At 74.0% G+C, this 13,428-nt stretch carries 16 protein-coding genes; 7 read left to right on the top strand and 9 right to left on the bottom strand.

The window, feature by feature from the left end:
• Window positions 1-191 precede the first annotated feature (191 nt).
• The 5 genes from C892_RS0118765 to C892_RS29185 all read left to right on the top strand — a co-directional run bounded on the left by C892_RS0118765 (window position 192) and on the right by C892_RS29185 (window position 4,737).
• Entirely contained in the window at window positions 192-1,214 is a 1,023-nt protein-coding gene (locus tag C892_RS0118765) for a Bug family tripartite tricarboxylate transporter substrate binding protein (protein ID WP_239647437.1), read from the top strand.
• Entirely contained in the window at window positions 1,211-1,768 is a 558-nt protein-coding gene (locus C892_RS0118770) for a tripartite tricarboxylate transporter TctB family protein (RefSeq protein WP_017558428.1), read from the top strand. Before C892_RS0118765 ends, C892_RS0118770 begins: the two co-directional genes overlap by 4 nt.
• 15 nt (window positions 1,769-1,783) lie before the next feature.
• The gene (locus C892_RS0118775) at window positions 1,784-3,328 is read left to right on the top strand and encodes a tripartite tricarboxylate transporter permease (protein ID WP_017558429.1); all 1,545 of its coding nucleotides are present in this window, start codon (window positions 1,784-1,786) and stop codon (window positions 3,326-3,328) included.
• 20 nt (window positions 3,329-3,348) lie between these two features.
• Window positions 3,349-4,347, top strand: a complete 999-nt coding sequence (locus C892_RS0118780; protein WP_017558430.1) for a tripartite tricarboxylate transporter substrate binding protein — start codon at window positions 3,349-3,351, stop codon at window positions 4,345-4,347.
• Window positions 4,348-4,497: 150 nt separating this feature from the next.
• On the top strand, window positions 4,498-4,737 hold the full coding sequence (locus tag C892_RS29185) for a type II toxin-antitoxin system Phd/YefM family antitoxin (protein ID WP_017558431.1): 240 nt from the start codon (window positions 4,498-4,500) through the stop codon (window positions 4,735-4,737).
• A gap of 146 nt (window positions 4,738-4,883) precedes the next feature.
• Here the strand turns inward: C892_RS29185 and C892_RS0118790 are convergent, their stop codons facing one another.
• Together C892_RS0118790 and C892_RS0118795 are read right to left on the bottom strand one after the other, a co-directional pair.
• Window positions 4,884-5,492 carry a dihydrofolate reductase family protein gene (locus C892_RS0118790; protein WP_017558432.1) on the bottom strand — a complete coding sequence of 203 codons (609 nt, stop codon included), beginning with the start codon at window positions 5,490-5,492 and terminating at the stop codon, window positions 4,884-4,886.
• A 138-nt stretch (window positions 5,493-5,630) separates the two neighbouring features.
• Window positions 5,631-6,074, bottom strand: a complete 444-nt coding sequence (locus C892_RS0118795; RefSeq protein WP_017558433.1) for a VOC family protein — start codon at window positions 6,072-6,074, stop codon at window positions 5,631-5,633.
• Between the two features lie 107 nt (window positions 6,075-6,181).
• Here C892_RS0118795 and C892_RS0118800 point away from each other — a divergent pair, with 107 nt between their 5' ends.
• Entirely contained in the window at window positions 6,182-6,559 is a 378-nt protein-coding gene (locus C892_RS0118800; RefSeq protein ID WP_017538435.1) for an ArsR/SmtB family transcription factor, read from the top strand.
• On the opposite strand, the gene map is transcribed toward C892_RS0118800, so the two are convergent.
• A complete protein-coding gene (gene map / locus C892_RS0118805) occupies window positions 6,531-7,313 on the bottom strand; it encodes a type I methionyl aminopeptidase (protein ID WP_017558434.1) in 783 nt (260 codons plus the stop codon). The two genes, C892_RS0118800 and map, sit on opposite strands and share 29 nt — an antisense overlap.
• A gap of 97 nt (window positions 7,314-7,410) precedes the next feature.
• Window positions 7,411-7,977 (bottom strand): TetR/AcrR family transcriptional regulator C-terminal domain-containing protein, encoded by a 567-nt coding sequence (locus tag C892_RS29190; protein WP_017558435.1) that lies wholly within the window; start codon window positions 7,975-7,977, stop codon window positions 7,411-7,413.
• A 60-nt stretch (window positions 7,978-8,037) separates the two neighbouring features.
• On the opposite strand from C892_RS29190, the gene C892_RS29195 reads away from it, so the two are divergent.
• Window positions 8,038-8,370 carry a DUF4386 domain-containing protein gene (locus tag C892_RS29195; protein ID WP_017558436.1) on the top strand — a complete coding sequence of 111 codons (333 nt, stop codon included), beginning with the start codon at window positions 8,038-8,040 and terminating at the stop codon, window positions 8,368-8,370.
• Between the two features lie 42 nt (window positions 8,371-8,412).
• Here the strand turns inward: C892_RS29195 and C892_RS32635 are convergent, their stop codons facing one another.
• The 5 genes from C892_RS32635 to C892_RS0118840 all read right to left on the bottom strand — a co-directional run bounded on the left by C892_RS32635 (window position 8,413) and on the right by C892_RS0118840 (window position 13,393).
• Window positions 8,413-9,069 carry a hypothetical protein gene (locus C892_RS32635; protein WP_017558437.1) on the bottom strand — a complete coding sequence of 219 codons (657 nt, stop codon included), beginning with the start codon at window positions 9,067-9,069 and terminating at the stop codon, window positions 8,413-8,415.
• Between the two features lie 114 nt (window positions 9,070-9,183).
• Complete coding sequence (locus C892_RS0118825; RefSeq protein ID WP_017558438.1) at window positions 9,184-9,684, bottom strand: hypothetical protein; 501 nt, start codon at window positions 9,682-9,684, stop codon at window positions 9,184-9,186.
• A gap of 416 nt (window positions 9,685-10,100) precedes the next feature.
• A complete protein-coding gene (locus tag C892_RS0118830) occupies window positions 10,101-11,462 on the bottom strand; it encodes an FAD-binding oxidoreductase (RefSeq protein ID WP_017558439.1) in 1,362 nt (453 codons plus the stop codon).
• A 52-nt stretch (window positions 11,463-11,514) separates the two neighbouring features.
• The gene (locus C892_RS0118835; protein WP_017558440.1) at window positions 11,515-12,453 is read right to left on the bottom strand and encodes a decaprenyl-phosphate phosphoribosyltransferase; all 939 of its coding nucleotides are present in this window, start codon (window positions 12,451-12,453) and stop codon (window positions 11,515-11,517) included.
• 7 nt (window positions 12,454-12,460) lie between these two features.
• A complete protein-coding gene (locus C892_RS0118840; RefSeq protein ID WP_026124481.1) occupies window positions 12,461-13,393 on the bottom strand; it encodes a cell envelope lipid trafficking protein PgfA in 933 nt (310 codons plus the stop codon).
• Window positions 13,394-13,428: the final 35 nt, after the last annotated feature.

The following is a 13,428-nucleotide window of genomic DNA, read 5'->3' on the forward strand; positions in this document are numbered from 1 at the left end:
AGGCGGGGCGCCGTCCGGCTCCGGGGCGGGCACCCGGCCGTGAACACAACGACCGGAACATCCACTACGACCACTGCCCCCGCAACCGACACAATCCTTTTCCACCGGATTTCGCGCTGTTTACATGTGTGTCACCTCACGCGGGCCTGTGGCCCGCGCACCATTTCCCGCACCCCGTACATGGAGACAGCATGTTCCGCGCACGCCCTGTCGCCATGGCCGCCGCGCTGGCCTCGGTCGCGCTGCTGGCCGCCGCGTGTGGCTCCGGCGGCGGACAGGAGGACGGCGGCGGCCCCTGGAAGCCCGACCGCCCGATCGAGATCATCGCCCCCGCGGCCACCGGCGGCGGCTGGGACACCCTGGCCCGCACCTCCGGCCGCGTACTGGAGCAGGGCGGCCTGGTCGACGAGCCCGTCCAGGTGGTGAACAAGCCGGGCGGCGGCGGCTCGATCGGCTGGGCCTACGTCGCCCAGACCCCCGACACCCCCACCCGCCTGTTCGTCACCAGCCCCCCGATCAGCCTCGTCCCGCTGATGGGCGGGTCGGTCTACGACCACGAGGACTTCACGCCCATCGCGCGCCTGGCCACCGAGTACATGGTCTACCTGGTCCCGGACGACTCCCCCATCGGGTCGTGGGGGGAGATGGCGGACCTGCTGAAGGAGGACCCGCGGCAGGTGAGCATCGCCGGCGGCTCCTCCCCCGGGAGCATGGACCACGTCGGGCTCGCCGGGGCGGTGAACGCCGCGGGGATCGACCCGACGTCCATCAACTACGTGCCCTTCGACGGCGGCGGCGAGGCGATGACCCAGGCGGTCGGCGGCCACGTCGACGCCGTGGTCACCGGCGCCTCCGAGGCGGCGGGGCTGGTGGAGTCCGGGGACCTGCGCCCGCTGGCGGTCTCCGGCGCCGAGCGGGCGACCACGCTGCCGGACACCCCCACCCTCCAGGAGGAGGGGGTGGACTTCACCTTCGACATCTGGCGGGGCGTCATGGGCCCACCGGACATGACCGAGGAACAGGTCGCCTACTACGAGGGCCTGTTCTCCGACATGACCGAAGAGGAGTCCTGGAAGAAGCAGACCAAGGGGCTCGGCTGGACCGACTCCTACATGGGGAGCGAGGAGTTCGGCGTCTTCCTGGACGAGTCCAGCCGCGACTCGGCCGACATCCTCACCCGGATCGGACTGATCGAGGACGGGGAGGGCCGATGAAGCCGTTCACCTTCTCCAACCGCGTGCTGGGCGCGGCGGTGGGCGCGATCGCGCTGGTGTACCTGTACCTGGCCTTCACCCTGGAGGAGTTCACGGCGGTGAGCGTGCCGGTGCAGCCGGCGACGCTGCCCAAGTGGCTCGGCGCGGTGCTGCTGGTGCTGGCCGCGGTGCTGTTCTTCCAGAAGGACGACGCGGCCGGCGGCGAGACCGACGAGGACGCGGCCGAGGCCGCCACGGCCGGCGGGCCCGCGCCCGCCGGGCCGGGCGGCGGGGCCCCCGCGCGCCCCGCCGCCCGGCCCCGCCTGGGCCGGCTGGCCGACCCGCGCAAGGAGCTGGCCCTGTTCGCGGCCTCCATGGCCCTGTACATCGTGCTGCTGGAGCCGCTGGGGTTCCTGCTGTCCACCACGGCCTACATCGCCGCGACCACCTGGTACCTGGGCTACCGGCGGCACTGGGCGAACGCGCTGGTCGCCGTGGGCGTGTCGGCGCTGCTCTACTTCGCCATGTCGGACTTCCTCCGGGTCGCCCTGCCGACCGGTCCGCTGCCGTTCTGATCCGAGGAGTCGAAAGTGGAAGCCCTCCAGCAGATCGGGGCCGGGTTCGGCGTCGCCTTCTCCCCCGAGAACCTGCTCTTCGTCTTCATCGGCGTGCTCGCCGGGACCGTCATCGGCATCCTGCCGGGCCTGGGCCCGATGAGCGCGATCGCGCTGATGATCCCCATCGCCTTCGGCATGGACCCCACCACCGCCATCATCATGCTGGCCGGGGTCTACTACGGGGCGATCTTCGGCGGCTCGACGTCGTCGATCCTGCTCAACGCGCCCGGCGTGGCCGGGACGGTGGCGACCTCGTTCGACGGCTACCCGATGGCGCGCAAGGGCGCCGCCGGCAAGGCCCTGGCGATCGCCGCCGTCGCCTCGTTCACCGGCGGCACCATCGGCGTGGTGCTGCTGATGCTCATCGCCCCGGCGCTGTCGTCGTTCGCGGTCAGCTTCGGCCCCGCCGACTACTTCGCGCTGATGGTGCTGGGCCTGACCGCGGTGGTCACCCTGGGCGGGCGCAACATCACCAAGGGCCTGATCGCCGCCGTGGTAGGGGTGATGGTCTCCCTGGTGGGGATCGACTCCCAGACCGCGACCCTGCGCTTCACCTTCGGCATGCCCGAGCTGTACGAGGGGATCAAGTTCCTCATCGTGGCCCTGGGCCTGTTCGCGCTGGCCGAGGTGTTCGCGATGCTGGCCCGCCGGGGCGCCGGCGGGGCCGACGGCACGATGACCTCGCTCCGGCTGAACCGCCGCGAGCTGGGCCGGATCGCCGCGCCGACCGGGCGCGGGTCCGTCCTGGGCTTCTTCACCGGGGTGCTGCCCGGCGCGGGGGCGACGGTGGCCTCGTTCCTGTCGTACTCGATGGAGAAGCGCATCGCCAAGGACGGCGACACCTTCGGCACCGGCAACCCCAAGGGGGTGGCGGCGCCCGAGGCCGGGAACAACGCGGCCGCGGTGGGCTCGTTCGTGCCGATGCTCACCCTGGGCGTGCCGGGGTCGGGCACCACGGCGATCCTGCTGGGGGCGCTCCTGGTGCTCGGCGTGACGCCGGGGCCGATGATGCTCTCGGACCGCCCGGAGATGTTCTGGGGCCTGGTGGCCAGCATGTACGTGGGCAACATCGTGCTGCTGATCCTCAACCTGCCGCTGATCCCGCTGTTCGCCAAGGTCCTCAAGACCCCGCGGGCGGTACTGATCCCGCTGGTCGTGGTGTTCTGCGTGGTCGGCGTCTACGGACTGAGCTTCTCGGTGTTCGACCTGTGGCTGCTGCTGGGCTTCGGCGTCGTGGGCTACCTGATGCGGCAGAACGGGTTCCCCGCCGCGCCGATGATCCTGGGGCTGATCCTGGGCAGCATGATGGAGCGCTCGATGCGCCAGGCGCTGCAGATCTCCTACGGTGACTGGACCACGTTCGTGACCTCGCCGTACTCGGCGGCGCTGCTGGGGCTGACCGCGGTGGTGCTGGTCTGGCCGCTGGTCAAGCGCCTGCGCGGGAGCCGCGACACCGGGTCCGGGTCCGGGTCCGAGGCCGGCCGCCGGGAGGAGGACGCGGGCAGCCGGACCCCCTGAGCCGAACAAGGAGCGAGCGCATGCCGGGCGGCCCCCGATCACCGCGACCCGTCCTCGCGGCCGGGGCCGCCCTCGTGCTGTGCGCGGCCGCCGCGCTGACCGCGCTGGCGGTGTGGGGGCCCGAGCCGCGGCCGCCGGAGCTGCGCCTGGTGGTGCCCAACCCGCCGGGCGGCGGCTACGACACCACGGCGCGCGCGGTGGCCGAGGCCCTCGGACCCGGGGCGGGGGCACCGGACCGGGCCGAGGTGTTCAACCTGCCGGGCGGGGCGGGCACCTCGGCGCTGTCGCGCACGGTGCACGAGAAGGGCAACGGCGGGCTGCTGCTGCAGATGGGGCTGGGCCTGGTGGCCGGGGCCCAGGTCCAGGGCTCGGAGTACACGGTCGCCGGCACCACGCCGATCGCCCGCCTGCTGGAGGAGCCGGAGGTGGTGCTGGTCCCCGCCGACTCGCCCTACACCGGCTTCGAGCAGCTGGCCCGGGACTGGCGCGACCCGGACACCGTGCTGCGCCTGGGCGGCGGCTCCACCCGGGGCGGCCCGGACCACCTGGCGCTGCTGCTGATCGGCGAGGAGCTGGGGCTGGACCCCGGCGAGCTGGGGTACGTGCGGCACGACGGCGGGGGCGACGCGCTGGCGGCCCTGCTGCGCCACGAGGTGGACGTGGCGGCGGCCGGGGCGGGCGAGTACCGCCACGCGATCGCCGCGGGCGAGCTGCGCCCCCTGGCGGTCACCGGCGCCGGGCGCGTCCCGGGCATCGACGCCCCGACACTGCGCGAGCTGGGCCTGGACCTGGAGTTCACCAACTGGCGGGGGCTGGTGGCCCCGCCGGGCATCACCGAGCAGCGGCGGCGGGAGCTGATCGCCATGGTCGCCGCCATGCGCACGGGCCCCCGCTGGCAGAAGGCCCTGGAGGAGAACCACTGGACCGACGCCTACCTGGAGGGGGACCGGTTCGGCCGCTTCCTCCAGGAGGAAGAGGACGCGGTACGGGAACTCCTCCGGCGCCAGGGGCTGGACTAGGGCGTGTTCCTCGGCTCAGGCCCTGGGCGGATTCCGGACTCCGCCCACGCCGGGCCGGGATGTCGACCACCATGTACGGCAGATGCGGGAAGGGGCCGTGCTGACGGACAGCGCGACCGGGAGTGCAAGGACACCGAAAGGGGCAGGCGCATGAAGGCCGTGACCTATGACGAGTTCCGTGCGAACGACGCCGCCACGTTGGAATCCGTTGTCGAGGACCGTGAAGAGGCCGTCATCACGAGGCCCGGCCACGAGCCCGTCGTCCTGGTCGCCCTATCCGAGTACGAGGCCTTGCTGGAGACCGCTCGCCTCCTGCGGGGCCCGGGGAACGCGTACCGGTCGCCGCAAGCGGAGAGCCGGAACCCGACAGGGGAACAGGAGGGGGCCTGACCGAATGTGCGGGTCGCTCCCCTGTCGGCCCCGGACGGTACGGTTCGTTCGAGCGCGCGGACGACGGTCCTGCGCACCGCCCTCTCAGGAGAGGCCCCGTGCTCTCCCCTCCCCCTCGACGCCCTCGGGAGCGGCGCCGAGGGGGCCTAAGCGCCGCCGTAGGCGGCGTGCCGGGGCGGGCCGGTCACGGTGAAGGTGTGCACGGACAGGCCGCCCGGCGTCGTCGCGTGTTCGACGAGGCGCAGGCCGGCCGGGGCGCCCCCGTCCGGGAAGAGGCGGCGGCCCTGCCCCACCACGACGGGGGCGATCACCAGGCGCAGGGTGTCGATCAGGCCGGCGGCCAGCAGGGACCCGGCCAGCCGGGCGCTGCCGTGGATCTGCAGTTCCCGGCCCGGACGCCGCTTCAGCTCCGCCACCTGTTCGGCCGCATCGCCGGAGAGCACGGTGGTCGGGTCCCATCCGCCCTGGTCGAGGGTGCGGGAGGCGACGTACTTCGGAAGGCCGTTCATGGTGGCCGCGAGCGGGTGGTCGGTCATCTGCGGCCAGTCGCGTGCGAAGTTCTCATAGGTCCGGCGCCCGAACAGGAGCGCGTCCGCCTCGCCGAGCCAGGTTCCGGCCAGGCGCTCGAACTCCCCGTCCACGTGGGGCACGAACCAGCCGCCCTCGGTGAACCCTCCGGTGGTGTCCTCGTCCGGGGCACCGGGCCCCTGGGCGACGCCGTCGAGCGTCAGGAACTCCTGCAGTACCAGCTTCATCGAGCACCTCTCCTGTCCCGGGACGGGGTCTGTACGTTCCCGTTCCCCTCTCGGGCCAGACTCCCCTCCCCCTGAGACACTCCGCTGTGACACTCCGCTGAGGCGCCCCAGGACGAACGGCTCCGGCCGCCCGGACGGTCAGAGGCCGTAGATCCCCTCGGTGACCGCTCGCGGCGGGCCCGCGGCGCCGTCGCGGGCGTCCCAGTCCCAGAACTCCACGACGTTGCCGTCCGGGTCGGTCACGTAGGCCGACCGCGCCCGGCCGCCGAACTCCACCTCGTCGACCGTGTGGCCCCGGGCACGGATGCGCTCCACGACCCCCGCGTAGTCCTCCTCGCCGACGTGCACGGCGTAGTGGACGTGCACGCCGCCGCGCCCGCGCGAGATGCCGATCTGCGGACGCCAGAGCCCGATCCGCGTCGGCCCGGCCAGCACCCACACCGCCTCGCGGCCGTTCCACTGCGGCCCCGACCACCGCTCGATGACGGGGAAGTCCAGCACGTCGACGTAGAAGCGCTCGGCGGCCTCCAGGTCCCCGACCTCCAGCACGAGCTCGTTCACGCCGTTGACCGGTGCAGGCATGGCTCCGCCTCCGTCCCCCCGCCGCCGCGGGCGACGGGAATATAGGCAATTCACTATTTAGTGATCCGACTATATAGGAGGCGCGCCATACGCGATAGCCTGGATCCGTGACCGCCGCCGCACCCGCACCCGCACCCGCCGACGCCGCCTCCGACGCCGCGCCCGCGGAGGACGGCGGCCTCGCCGTCCAGCGCTTCCGCGCGCTCGGGCACCCGGTGCGCCTCGGCATCGTCCGCCGCCTCGCGCGCACGCCCGACACCTGCGCGTGCGACTTCACCGAGGTCTTCGACGTCAGCCAGCCCACCGTCAGCCAGCACCTCAAGGTGCTGCGCGAGGCGGGCCTGGTGACGTCCGCGCGGCGCGGGAACCAGATCTGCTACTCCCTCGCCCCGGAGGCCGTGGCGGACCTGCGCGCGCTCCTCGGCGGCCTGCTCGCCGAGGACGGCGGGCCCGGCGTCACGACCGCGCCGCCCCCGGCAGGGTGAGGATCCGCGCCCCGTCCCCGGTGATGGCGATCGTGTGCTCGCTGTGCGCCGTGCGGCACCCGGTCGCGCTCCGGAGGGTCCACCCGTCGGCGTCGGTGACGAGGTCGGCGGTGTCCGCCATGACCCACGGCTCCAGCGCCAGCATCAGGCCGGGGCGCAGCTTGTAGCCGCGGCCGGGCCGCCCGGTGTTCGCGATGTGCGGGTCCTGGTGCATCGTCGAGCCGATGCCGTGCCCCCCGAACTCGGTGTTGACCGGGTAGCCGGCCTCCCTGAGGACCGTACCGATGGCGTGGGAGAGGTCGCCGGTACGGGCGCCGGGCACGGCGGCGGCGATCCCCGCGGCCAGCGCGCGCTCGGTCGCGGCGATCATCTCCACGCTCTCCGGGGGCCTCGCCTCCCCCACGAGGAAGCTGATGGCCGAGTCGGCGGCGACACCCCCCTTGGACACCGCGAGGTCGAGGGTCAGCAGGTCGCCGTCGGCCAGGGTGCGGTCCCGGGGCCGCCCGTGGAGGACGGCGTCGTTGACCCCCGTGCAGATGTAGTGGCCGAACGGGCCGCGCCCGAAGGACGGCTCGTAGTCGACATAGCAGGACTGCGCCCCCGCCTCGGTGATCATCTCTTCCGCCCACCGGTCGATCTCCAGCAGGTTCGTCCCGACCCCGGTGCGCCCCCTCAGCGTCTGCAGGATGTCGGCGACCAGGGCGCCCGCCTCCCCGGCCCGGGCCAGCTTCGCGGAGTTCAGGATCTCGATCATGCGGGGCCTCCCCTGTAGCGGATAATAATACCGGCCATACTATCCCGGTACAGGAATCGAAGGCACCGCCCCCTCACCGCAGGGCCCGCCCCCGCTCTCACGACCAGGCGCCGCGCCGCCGCTCCAGACCGTCGAGGATCAGGTCGAGCCCGGTGTCGAACTCCTCGGCGTAGGCATAGCCCGGCTTCAGGGCGAGCTCGGTGATCATCTCCGCCAGGTGCGGATACTCCTCGGCGGACATCCCCTCGAGGATGGCTCCCCCCACCTGCTCGACGCCGGCGGACTCCGTGAAGGGCAGGCCGAGCTGCTGGATCGTGAACCCGTAGATGTAGCCGTCCAGCACCGAGAGCGCGTGCGCCGCCCCGGCGACCGAGAAGCCCGCCGCGCGCAGGCACCCGATCACCGCGTCGTGGTGGCGCAGGGTCGCGGGCCCGGGGCGGGTCCGCGAGTCCATCAGCCCGGTCGCCCACGGATGGCGGGCCAGCGCGTCGCGCATCGAGGCCGCCCGGCCCCGCATCGCCGCGCGCCAGTCGCCGCCGCCCTCCGGGGGCTCGATCTCGGCGAAGACGAGGTCCACCATCCCGTCCAGGACCAGCTCCTTGCTGCGGAAGTGGTGGTAGAGCGACATCACCTCGACGCCGAGCCGCTTGGCGATGCCCCGCATGCCCACTCCGGCGCCCCCGGGCCGGCGGGCCCCGACGAGCAGGCCCTGCTGTTCGCCGGCATGTACCAGGACGGCTTCCTGCTCTCCCAGACCTTCTTCGGCCTGTGGCTGCTCCCCCTGGGCTACCTGGTCGCCCGGTCCGGCCTCTTCCCCAAGGCGCTGGGCGTCCTGCTGGTCATCGGGTGCGCAGGCCACCTCACGGACGTCCTCACCCGCCTGGCGGCCCCCGGCATCGGGGAGGCGGTCTCCCCGTTCGCCATGGTCCCCGCCGCGGTCGCGGAGATCTCGTTCATCGTGTGGCTGCTGGTCAAGGGCGCACGGCACCGCGAGCCGGAGGCGCCGGCCGCGGACACGGCCGCTCCGGCCGAACGCCCGTCCGTTCCGGAGCCGTAGGCGCCGCGGGGGCCGACCCGGGGGCCGGCCCCCGCGGACGGGTCAGTGCTCGTGGTCGCCGTGCCCGTCGTGGCCGCTCGGGGCCGGCTGCTCGGCGGGGGCGGAGGGGTGCTCCGCGCCCGCGGACGGGCCGGGGTCGGGGGCGCCGTGGCCGTGGCCGTCCTCAGAGTGGGCGCCCTGCTCCGCTCCGGACTCCGCGTGGCCGTGGTCGCCCGCCGCGCCGACCGCGGCGGCGGTGGCGAAGGTGACGGCCACAGCGGCGACCGCGGCCGCGCCGAACGCCGCCGCCCCGGCCTCCGGCCGCGAGGTGCGCCACAGCAGCGCCCACACCGCGGCCAGGACCAGCACGACCTGGAGCGCGGCGGCGACGAGGTCCGTGGTCCCCGCCGCCTCGGGGACGCCGGCGTGCGGTCCGACGGGCATGCCGTAGAGGCGGCTGTACCCCCACACGGCCAGGATGCCCAGGTTGGCGGCGGCACCGGCGACCAGCGGCGCCCTACCGCCCCAGCGCAGCACGGCCACGCCCCACAGGGCCTGGAAAACGCCGATCAGGGCGAAGAAGACGCCGGAGGCCGGCCATTCACCGGCGTGGACGGGCGCCATGACGATGTGGATCTGGGCCGCGCCCAGGGACGCCGCGGCGGCGACATAGCGCCCGGCATGGCTACCGCGCTTCCGGGCGCGGCGGGACTGACTCATGGAGGACTCCCGGTTCTCTCCGGTACTGGGGACGGGCGCGGCCGTCCGGCCGCGCCGTGGTGCTCCTGCCGCCGCGTTCGGTCCGCTCGGACCGCAGGGGCGGCGGTGGGACATCTAGACCCGCAGCACCGAGAGCCGGGCCAGCCGCAGCCGTGTGCGCAGGAAGCGGAGCGCCGCTCCGCGCCTTCGCAGCAGCGCGGCCGGGAGCGGGCGCGGCGGCCTCAGGGGGCCGGGGCCGCTCGGCGGCAGGGCCGCCAGGAGCAGCAGGAGGAGCAGGGACACCGGCGCCACCGAGGCGGCGACGCCGAGGCAGTCGGCGTGGGCGTGCGGAGAGGAGGCGTCCGTGGGCGCACCCCGCTCCTCCCCTGCGCCGCCCGGGTGGTGAGCATCGCCGGCCTTTCCGGGGACCACCGCCAACGAGTGGACGCCGTGCCCGTGCCCGTCCTGGCCGTGGGCCCCGGCCGGGGAGGACGCCAGTGCGGCGTCGGGATGGCCGTGGGTCAGCGCGCCGCCCACGCCGTGGACGGCGGCCACCGGCCCGAGCACCCATGCCAGGACGAACAGCGGCCACACGTACGCCACGGCCTGGCGACGGAACGAGGAGGTGAACGGCATCTTCCCTCGGTCGCTGAGCAGAGGAGGGGGACCGGTCCACGGGCACCGGGGCGGACCGGCCGCCGACCCTACCGGTTACCGCCGCACCTGCATAGATGCGGACATTCCAACGCAAGAGCGGGTGAGCATCAGCGTATACGGCCGTTGCGGGCGCCGGGCGCGAATCGCCCGATCGAGCGCAAGCCGGGGACCCGTACCGGAAGGGCCGGACCGCCCGGGGATCACGGCGTGGTGCCGCTCCGCCCGGAGGCGTTCCTTCCGACGGTCACCGCCGAGGGGCGCTCAGCCCGGCCGGAGGGGCCGGTTCACGCGGTCCCGACGCTCCCGGCCCGCTGACCGGCGCTCACCCGAGCGGGAGGGTGCGGCCGCCCCCGGCGGCCATTGCCGCGGGCGGGGGTGGCGGCGCCGGGCGCCCCCTACAACTCCAGGCGGCGCGACAGGTCCGACACCAGGACGCGGTCCGGGTCGACCTTCTCGCGGATCCTCTTCCACTCGTCCATGCGGGGGTACATGGCGTGGACCGTCCGGGCGGAGGCGCGCGAGTCCTTGGCCAGGTAGAGCGCTCCCCCGGCTTCGAGGACCTCCTCGTCGAACCCGTCGAGGAGGGCGGCGAGGCCGGGCAGGGAGGCCGGGAGGTCGAGCGCCAGGGTCCACCCCGGACGCGGGAAGGACAGCGGCCCCGGGGTCCCCTCTCCGAAGCGTTTGAGGACGGCCAGGAAGGACGGCGCTCCGGCGGCCGAGAGGCGGGCGACGATGGAGCGCAGGGTGTCCTCGGCCCCGAACGGGACCACGAACTGGTACTGCACCAGCCCCGAGGGGCCGTAGACGCGGTTCCAGTCCCGCACCGCGTCCAACGGGTGGAAGAACGACCCCAGGGGCTGGATGTCGTCCCTTCCGCGCTTAGGGGCCTTGGCGTAGTAGGCGGTGTTGAACGCCCGGACGCTCCAGGTGTTCAGCAGGCCGGAGGGCACGGCTTTCGGCGCGGTGAACAGGGCCTGCGGGGCGAAGGCGAGGGGGCGGCGGCGCATGCGGGGCGGGAGCTCGTCGGCGCGGGCGTGGTGCGCCCGGGTGAGCACGCCCCGGCCCGTCGCGGCCCCGCGCGCCAGCAGGTCCACCCAGCACACCGTGTGGTGGTACCGGTCGTCGGTGGCGGCCATCAGCTCCAGCGCCTCGTCCAGGTCGCCGGTGCGGTCGGTGTCCACCCGCATCATCGCCGTCTCCACCCGCGGGACCGCGAACCGCGCCTCGGTGACGACGCCGGTCAGCCCCATCCCGCCGACCGTGGCCCAGAACAGCTCCGGGTCCCGGTCCGGCCCGCACACCCGCTCGGCGCCGTCCGGGGTGAGCAGCCTCAGCTCCCGCACGTGGGCGCCGAAGGAGGAGTCGCGGTGGTGGTTCTTGCCGTGGATGTCGGCGGCGACCGCCCCGCCCACCGTCACCTGCCGGGTCCCCGGCGTCACCGGGAGGAACCGGCCGTGCGGGAGCAGCCGGGCCATCAGGTCGGCGAGCGGCGTGCCCGAGGAGGCGGTGACGGTTCCCGAGGCCTGGTCCAGCCGGTACCCCGGGGCCAGTTCGGCGCAGTCCAGCACCAGGCCGCCCGCGCTCTGGGCGGCGTCGCCGTAGGAGCGCCCGAGCCCGCGGGCGATGGCCCCGCGCGCAGCGGGCCCGGCCCCGCGCAGCACCGCCGCCGCCTCCTCGGCGGTGCGCGGGCGCACCACGGTCGCCGCGGTGGGCGCGGTCCGCCCCCACCCGGTCAGCAGCCGGCGTCGGGTCCGCACGGGTCGGCCTCCTGCCCTCGCGTCGGTTCCGGGCCCCCCGGGCGCGCGGCGCTCATCCGGCGTACACGCCCAGGCCGACCAGGGCGGCCAGGCCGAGCAGGCACAGCTGCAGGGGCCGGTCGCGCAGCGCGACCTCCTCGGGCTCCTCGCCCACCCCGCGGTCGACCAGCAGGTGGTAGCGGAGCACGAAGACGATGAACGGAACGATACTCGCCGCGTGGAACGGCGGGACGCCGCCCTCCCCCTGCCCCTCCAGCGCCCACAGGCAGTAGGTGACGATCATGGCGGCCGAGGCCATGGTGCGGATCTGCACCAGGTAGGAGCGGCTGTAGCCGCGCAGCGCGGTCCGCCCGTCGCCCGCATGGGGATTGCGCAGCTCGGCCTCGCGCTTGCCCACCACCACCAGCAGCGCCGCGAGCGAGACCACGATCAGGAACCAGCTGGTGAAGGGCACCCCCACGGCCACGCCGCCGGCGAGCGCGCGCAGCACGTGGCACCCGGCGACCGCGACGATGTCGGCGATGGTGACCCGCTTGAGGACGAGCGTGTAGGCCGTGGTCAGGACCAGGTAGCCGAGGAGCACCGCGAGCAGCGCGAACCGGCCGGTCGCCACGGCGGCGGCCGCGGCGGCCGCCAGGGAGGCGGTGAGCGCCGCGGCGCCGGCGGCCAGCGCCAGCGGCACCGGGACCGCGCCGGAGGCGACCGGGCGGTGCCGCTTGCGCTCGTGCGCCCGGTCGGCCTCGGCGTCCAGGACGTCGTTGAGCAGGTAGGTCCCGCTCGCGGCCAGGCAGAAGGCGGCGAAGGCCACCAGCGACCAGGCCAGGGCCGCGGGCTCGCCCAGCACCCCCGCCGCCCCGGGGGCGGCGAAGACCAGCAGGTTCTTCAGCCACTGCTTGGGGCGGCAGGCCCGCAGCAGCGCCCGCGCCGTGCCGGTGCCCCGGCCCGCCTCGGGGGCCGCCGGGGCCCACGCGTCCGTCCCGGCCGCGTCCACCGGCCGCCTACCCGTGCCGGGCCGGCGCGCCCCGGCCGCCGCCCAGCAGCCACAGCAGGACGCCCGCCCCGATCAGGACCGCCCCGGCGCCGACCAGCACCAGCGGCAGGACCGTGCGCAGCAGCGGCAGCATGGTCAGGGCCTGCTCGGCGTTCTCGATGTTGGCGTCCACCGTCTCGTCGGTCATGCGCATGTCGCCGTCGAAGAGCACCAGCCGCTCCTCGCCGTCGACGAAGGCGCCGCGGTGCTGGTCCTCGGTGACCATGATGGGCGCGCCGCTGGTCGGCTCGATCCAGTAGGTGCGGGTGACGCTGTACATCTCGTCGGTCACCACGTCGCCGTCGCCCTCCATGTCCAGCAGCGACCGGGGCATCTCCCGCTCGCCGACCTTGGTGGGCTCGATCTCCTGGACGAACTTGTAGGTGGCGACGCCCTCGATCTCCTCCTCGCCCGCGAACTCCATCGGTTCGGTCTCCATGGCGGTGGCGTCGAAGAACTCGTAGTCCTTCTTCTCCGTGAGGAAGGGGAACTTGAAGGCCTGGCCGCTCTGGGCGGTCGGCTCCTCGTCGACCGAGGCGTCGCAGCAGTCCACGACCTCGCCGGTCTCCCGGTCGTGGCCGGCGCGCCGCGAGGAGGACTGGATGGCGAAGTCCCGCTCGATGTCCTCGATCCAGGTGAACTGGTCCCAGACCACCGTGTCGGAGTCGCTGGCGGCCACGTCCGCCCGCAGGGTCGTGTAGGCCTCGACCGTCGCACCCTCCACCTGCTCCAGCTCCTCGGCGCTGAAGTAGGTCACGTTCTCACCGCGGACCACCTTCTCGCTGTAGTAGTCCATCGGGGTTTTCATCACGGCGCCGGCCATCCAGAATCGCAGGAGGGGGGCCAGCACCAGACTGAAGACCCCCAATGCGATGCAGACGACTGCGACGGTGCGGCGCATGAGCCCTCCCGGGCGGAATGGGTCAGATCTGGAAC

Source organism: Nocardiopsis baichengensis YIM 90130, assembly GCF_000341205.1.
Taxonomy (GTDB): Bacteria; Actinomycetota; Actinomycetes; order Streptosporangiales; family Streptosporangiaceae; genus Nocardiopsis_A; species Nocardiopsis_A halophila.

Bases quoted from the DNA above. Each gene is read 5' to 3' on its own strand.
- C892_RS0118765 (WP_239647437.1), top strand. From the start codon at position 192: ATGTTCCGCGCACGCCCTGTCGCCATGGCCGCCGCGCTGGCCTCGGTC.
- C892_RS0118770 (WP_017558428.1), top strand. From the start codon at position 1,211: ATGAAGCCGTTCACCTTCTCCAACCGCGTGCTGGGCGCGGCGGTGGGC.
- C892_RS0118780 (WP_017558430.1), top strand. From the start codon at position 3,349: ATGCCGGGCGGCCCCCGATCACCGCGACCCGTCCTCGCGGCCGGGGCC.
- C892_RS29185 (WP_017558431.1), top strand. From the start codon at position 4,498: ATGAAGGCCGTGACCTATGACGAGTTCCGTGCGAACGACGCCGCCACG.
- C892_RS0118790 (WP_017558432.1), bottom strand. From the start codon at position 5,492: ATGAAGCTGGTACTGCAGGAGTTCCTGACGCTCGACGGCGTCGCCCAG.
- C892_RS0118795 (WP_017558433.1), bottom strand. From the start codon at position 6,074: ATGCCTGCACCGGTCAACGGCGTGAACGAGCTCGTGCTGGAGGTCGGG.
- map (WP_017558434.1), bottom strand. From the start codon at position 7,313: ATGATCGAGATCCTGAACTCCGCGAAGCTGGCCCGGGCCGGGGAGGCG.
- C892_RS29190 (WP_017558435.1), bottom strand. From the start codon at position 7,977: ATGCGGGGCATCGCCAAGCGGCTCGGCGTCGAGGTGATGTCGCTCTAC.
- C892_RS29195 (WP_017558436.1), top strand. From the start codon at position 8,038: ATGTACCAGGACGGCTTCCTGCTCTCCCAGACCTTCTTCGGCCTGTGG.
- C892_RS32635 (WP_017558437.1), bottom strand. From the start codon at position 9,069: ATGAGTCAGTCCCGCCGCGCCCGGAAGCGCGGTAGCCATGCCGGGCGC.
- C892_RS0118825 (WP_017558438.1), bottom strand. From the start codon at position 9,684: ATGCCGTTCACCTCCTCGTTCCGTCGCCAGGCCGTGGCGTACGTGTGG.
- C892_RS0118840 (WP_026124481.1), bottom strand. From the start codon at position 13,393: ATGCGCCGCACCGTCGCAGTCGTCTGCATCGCATTGGGGGTCTTCAGT.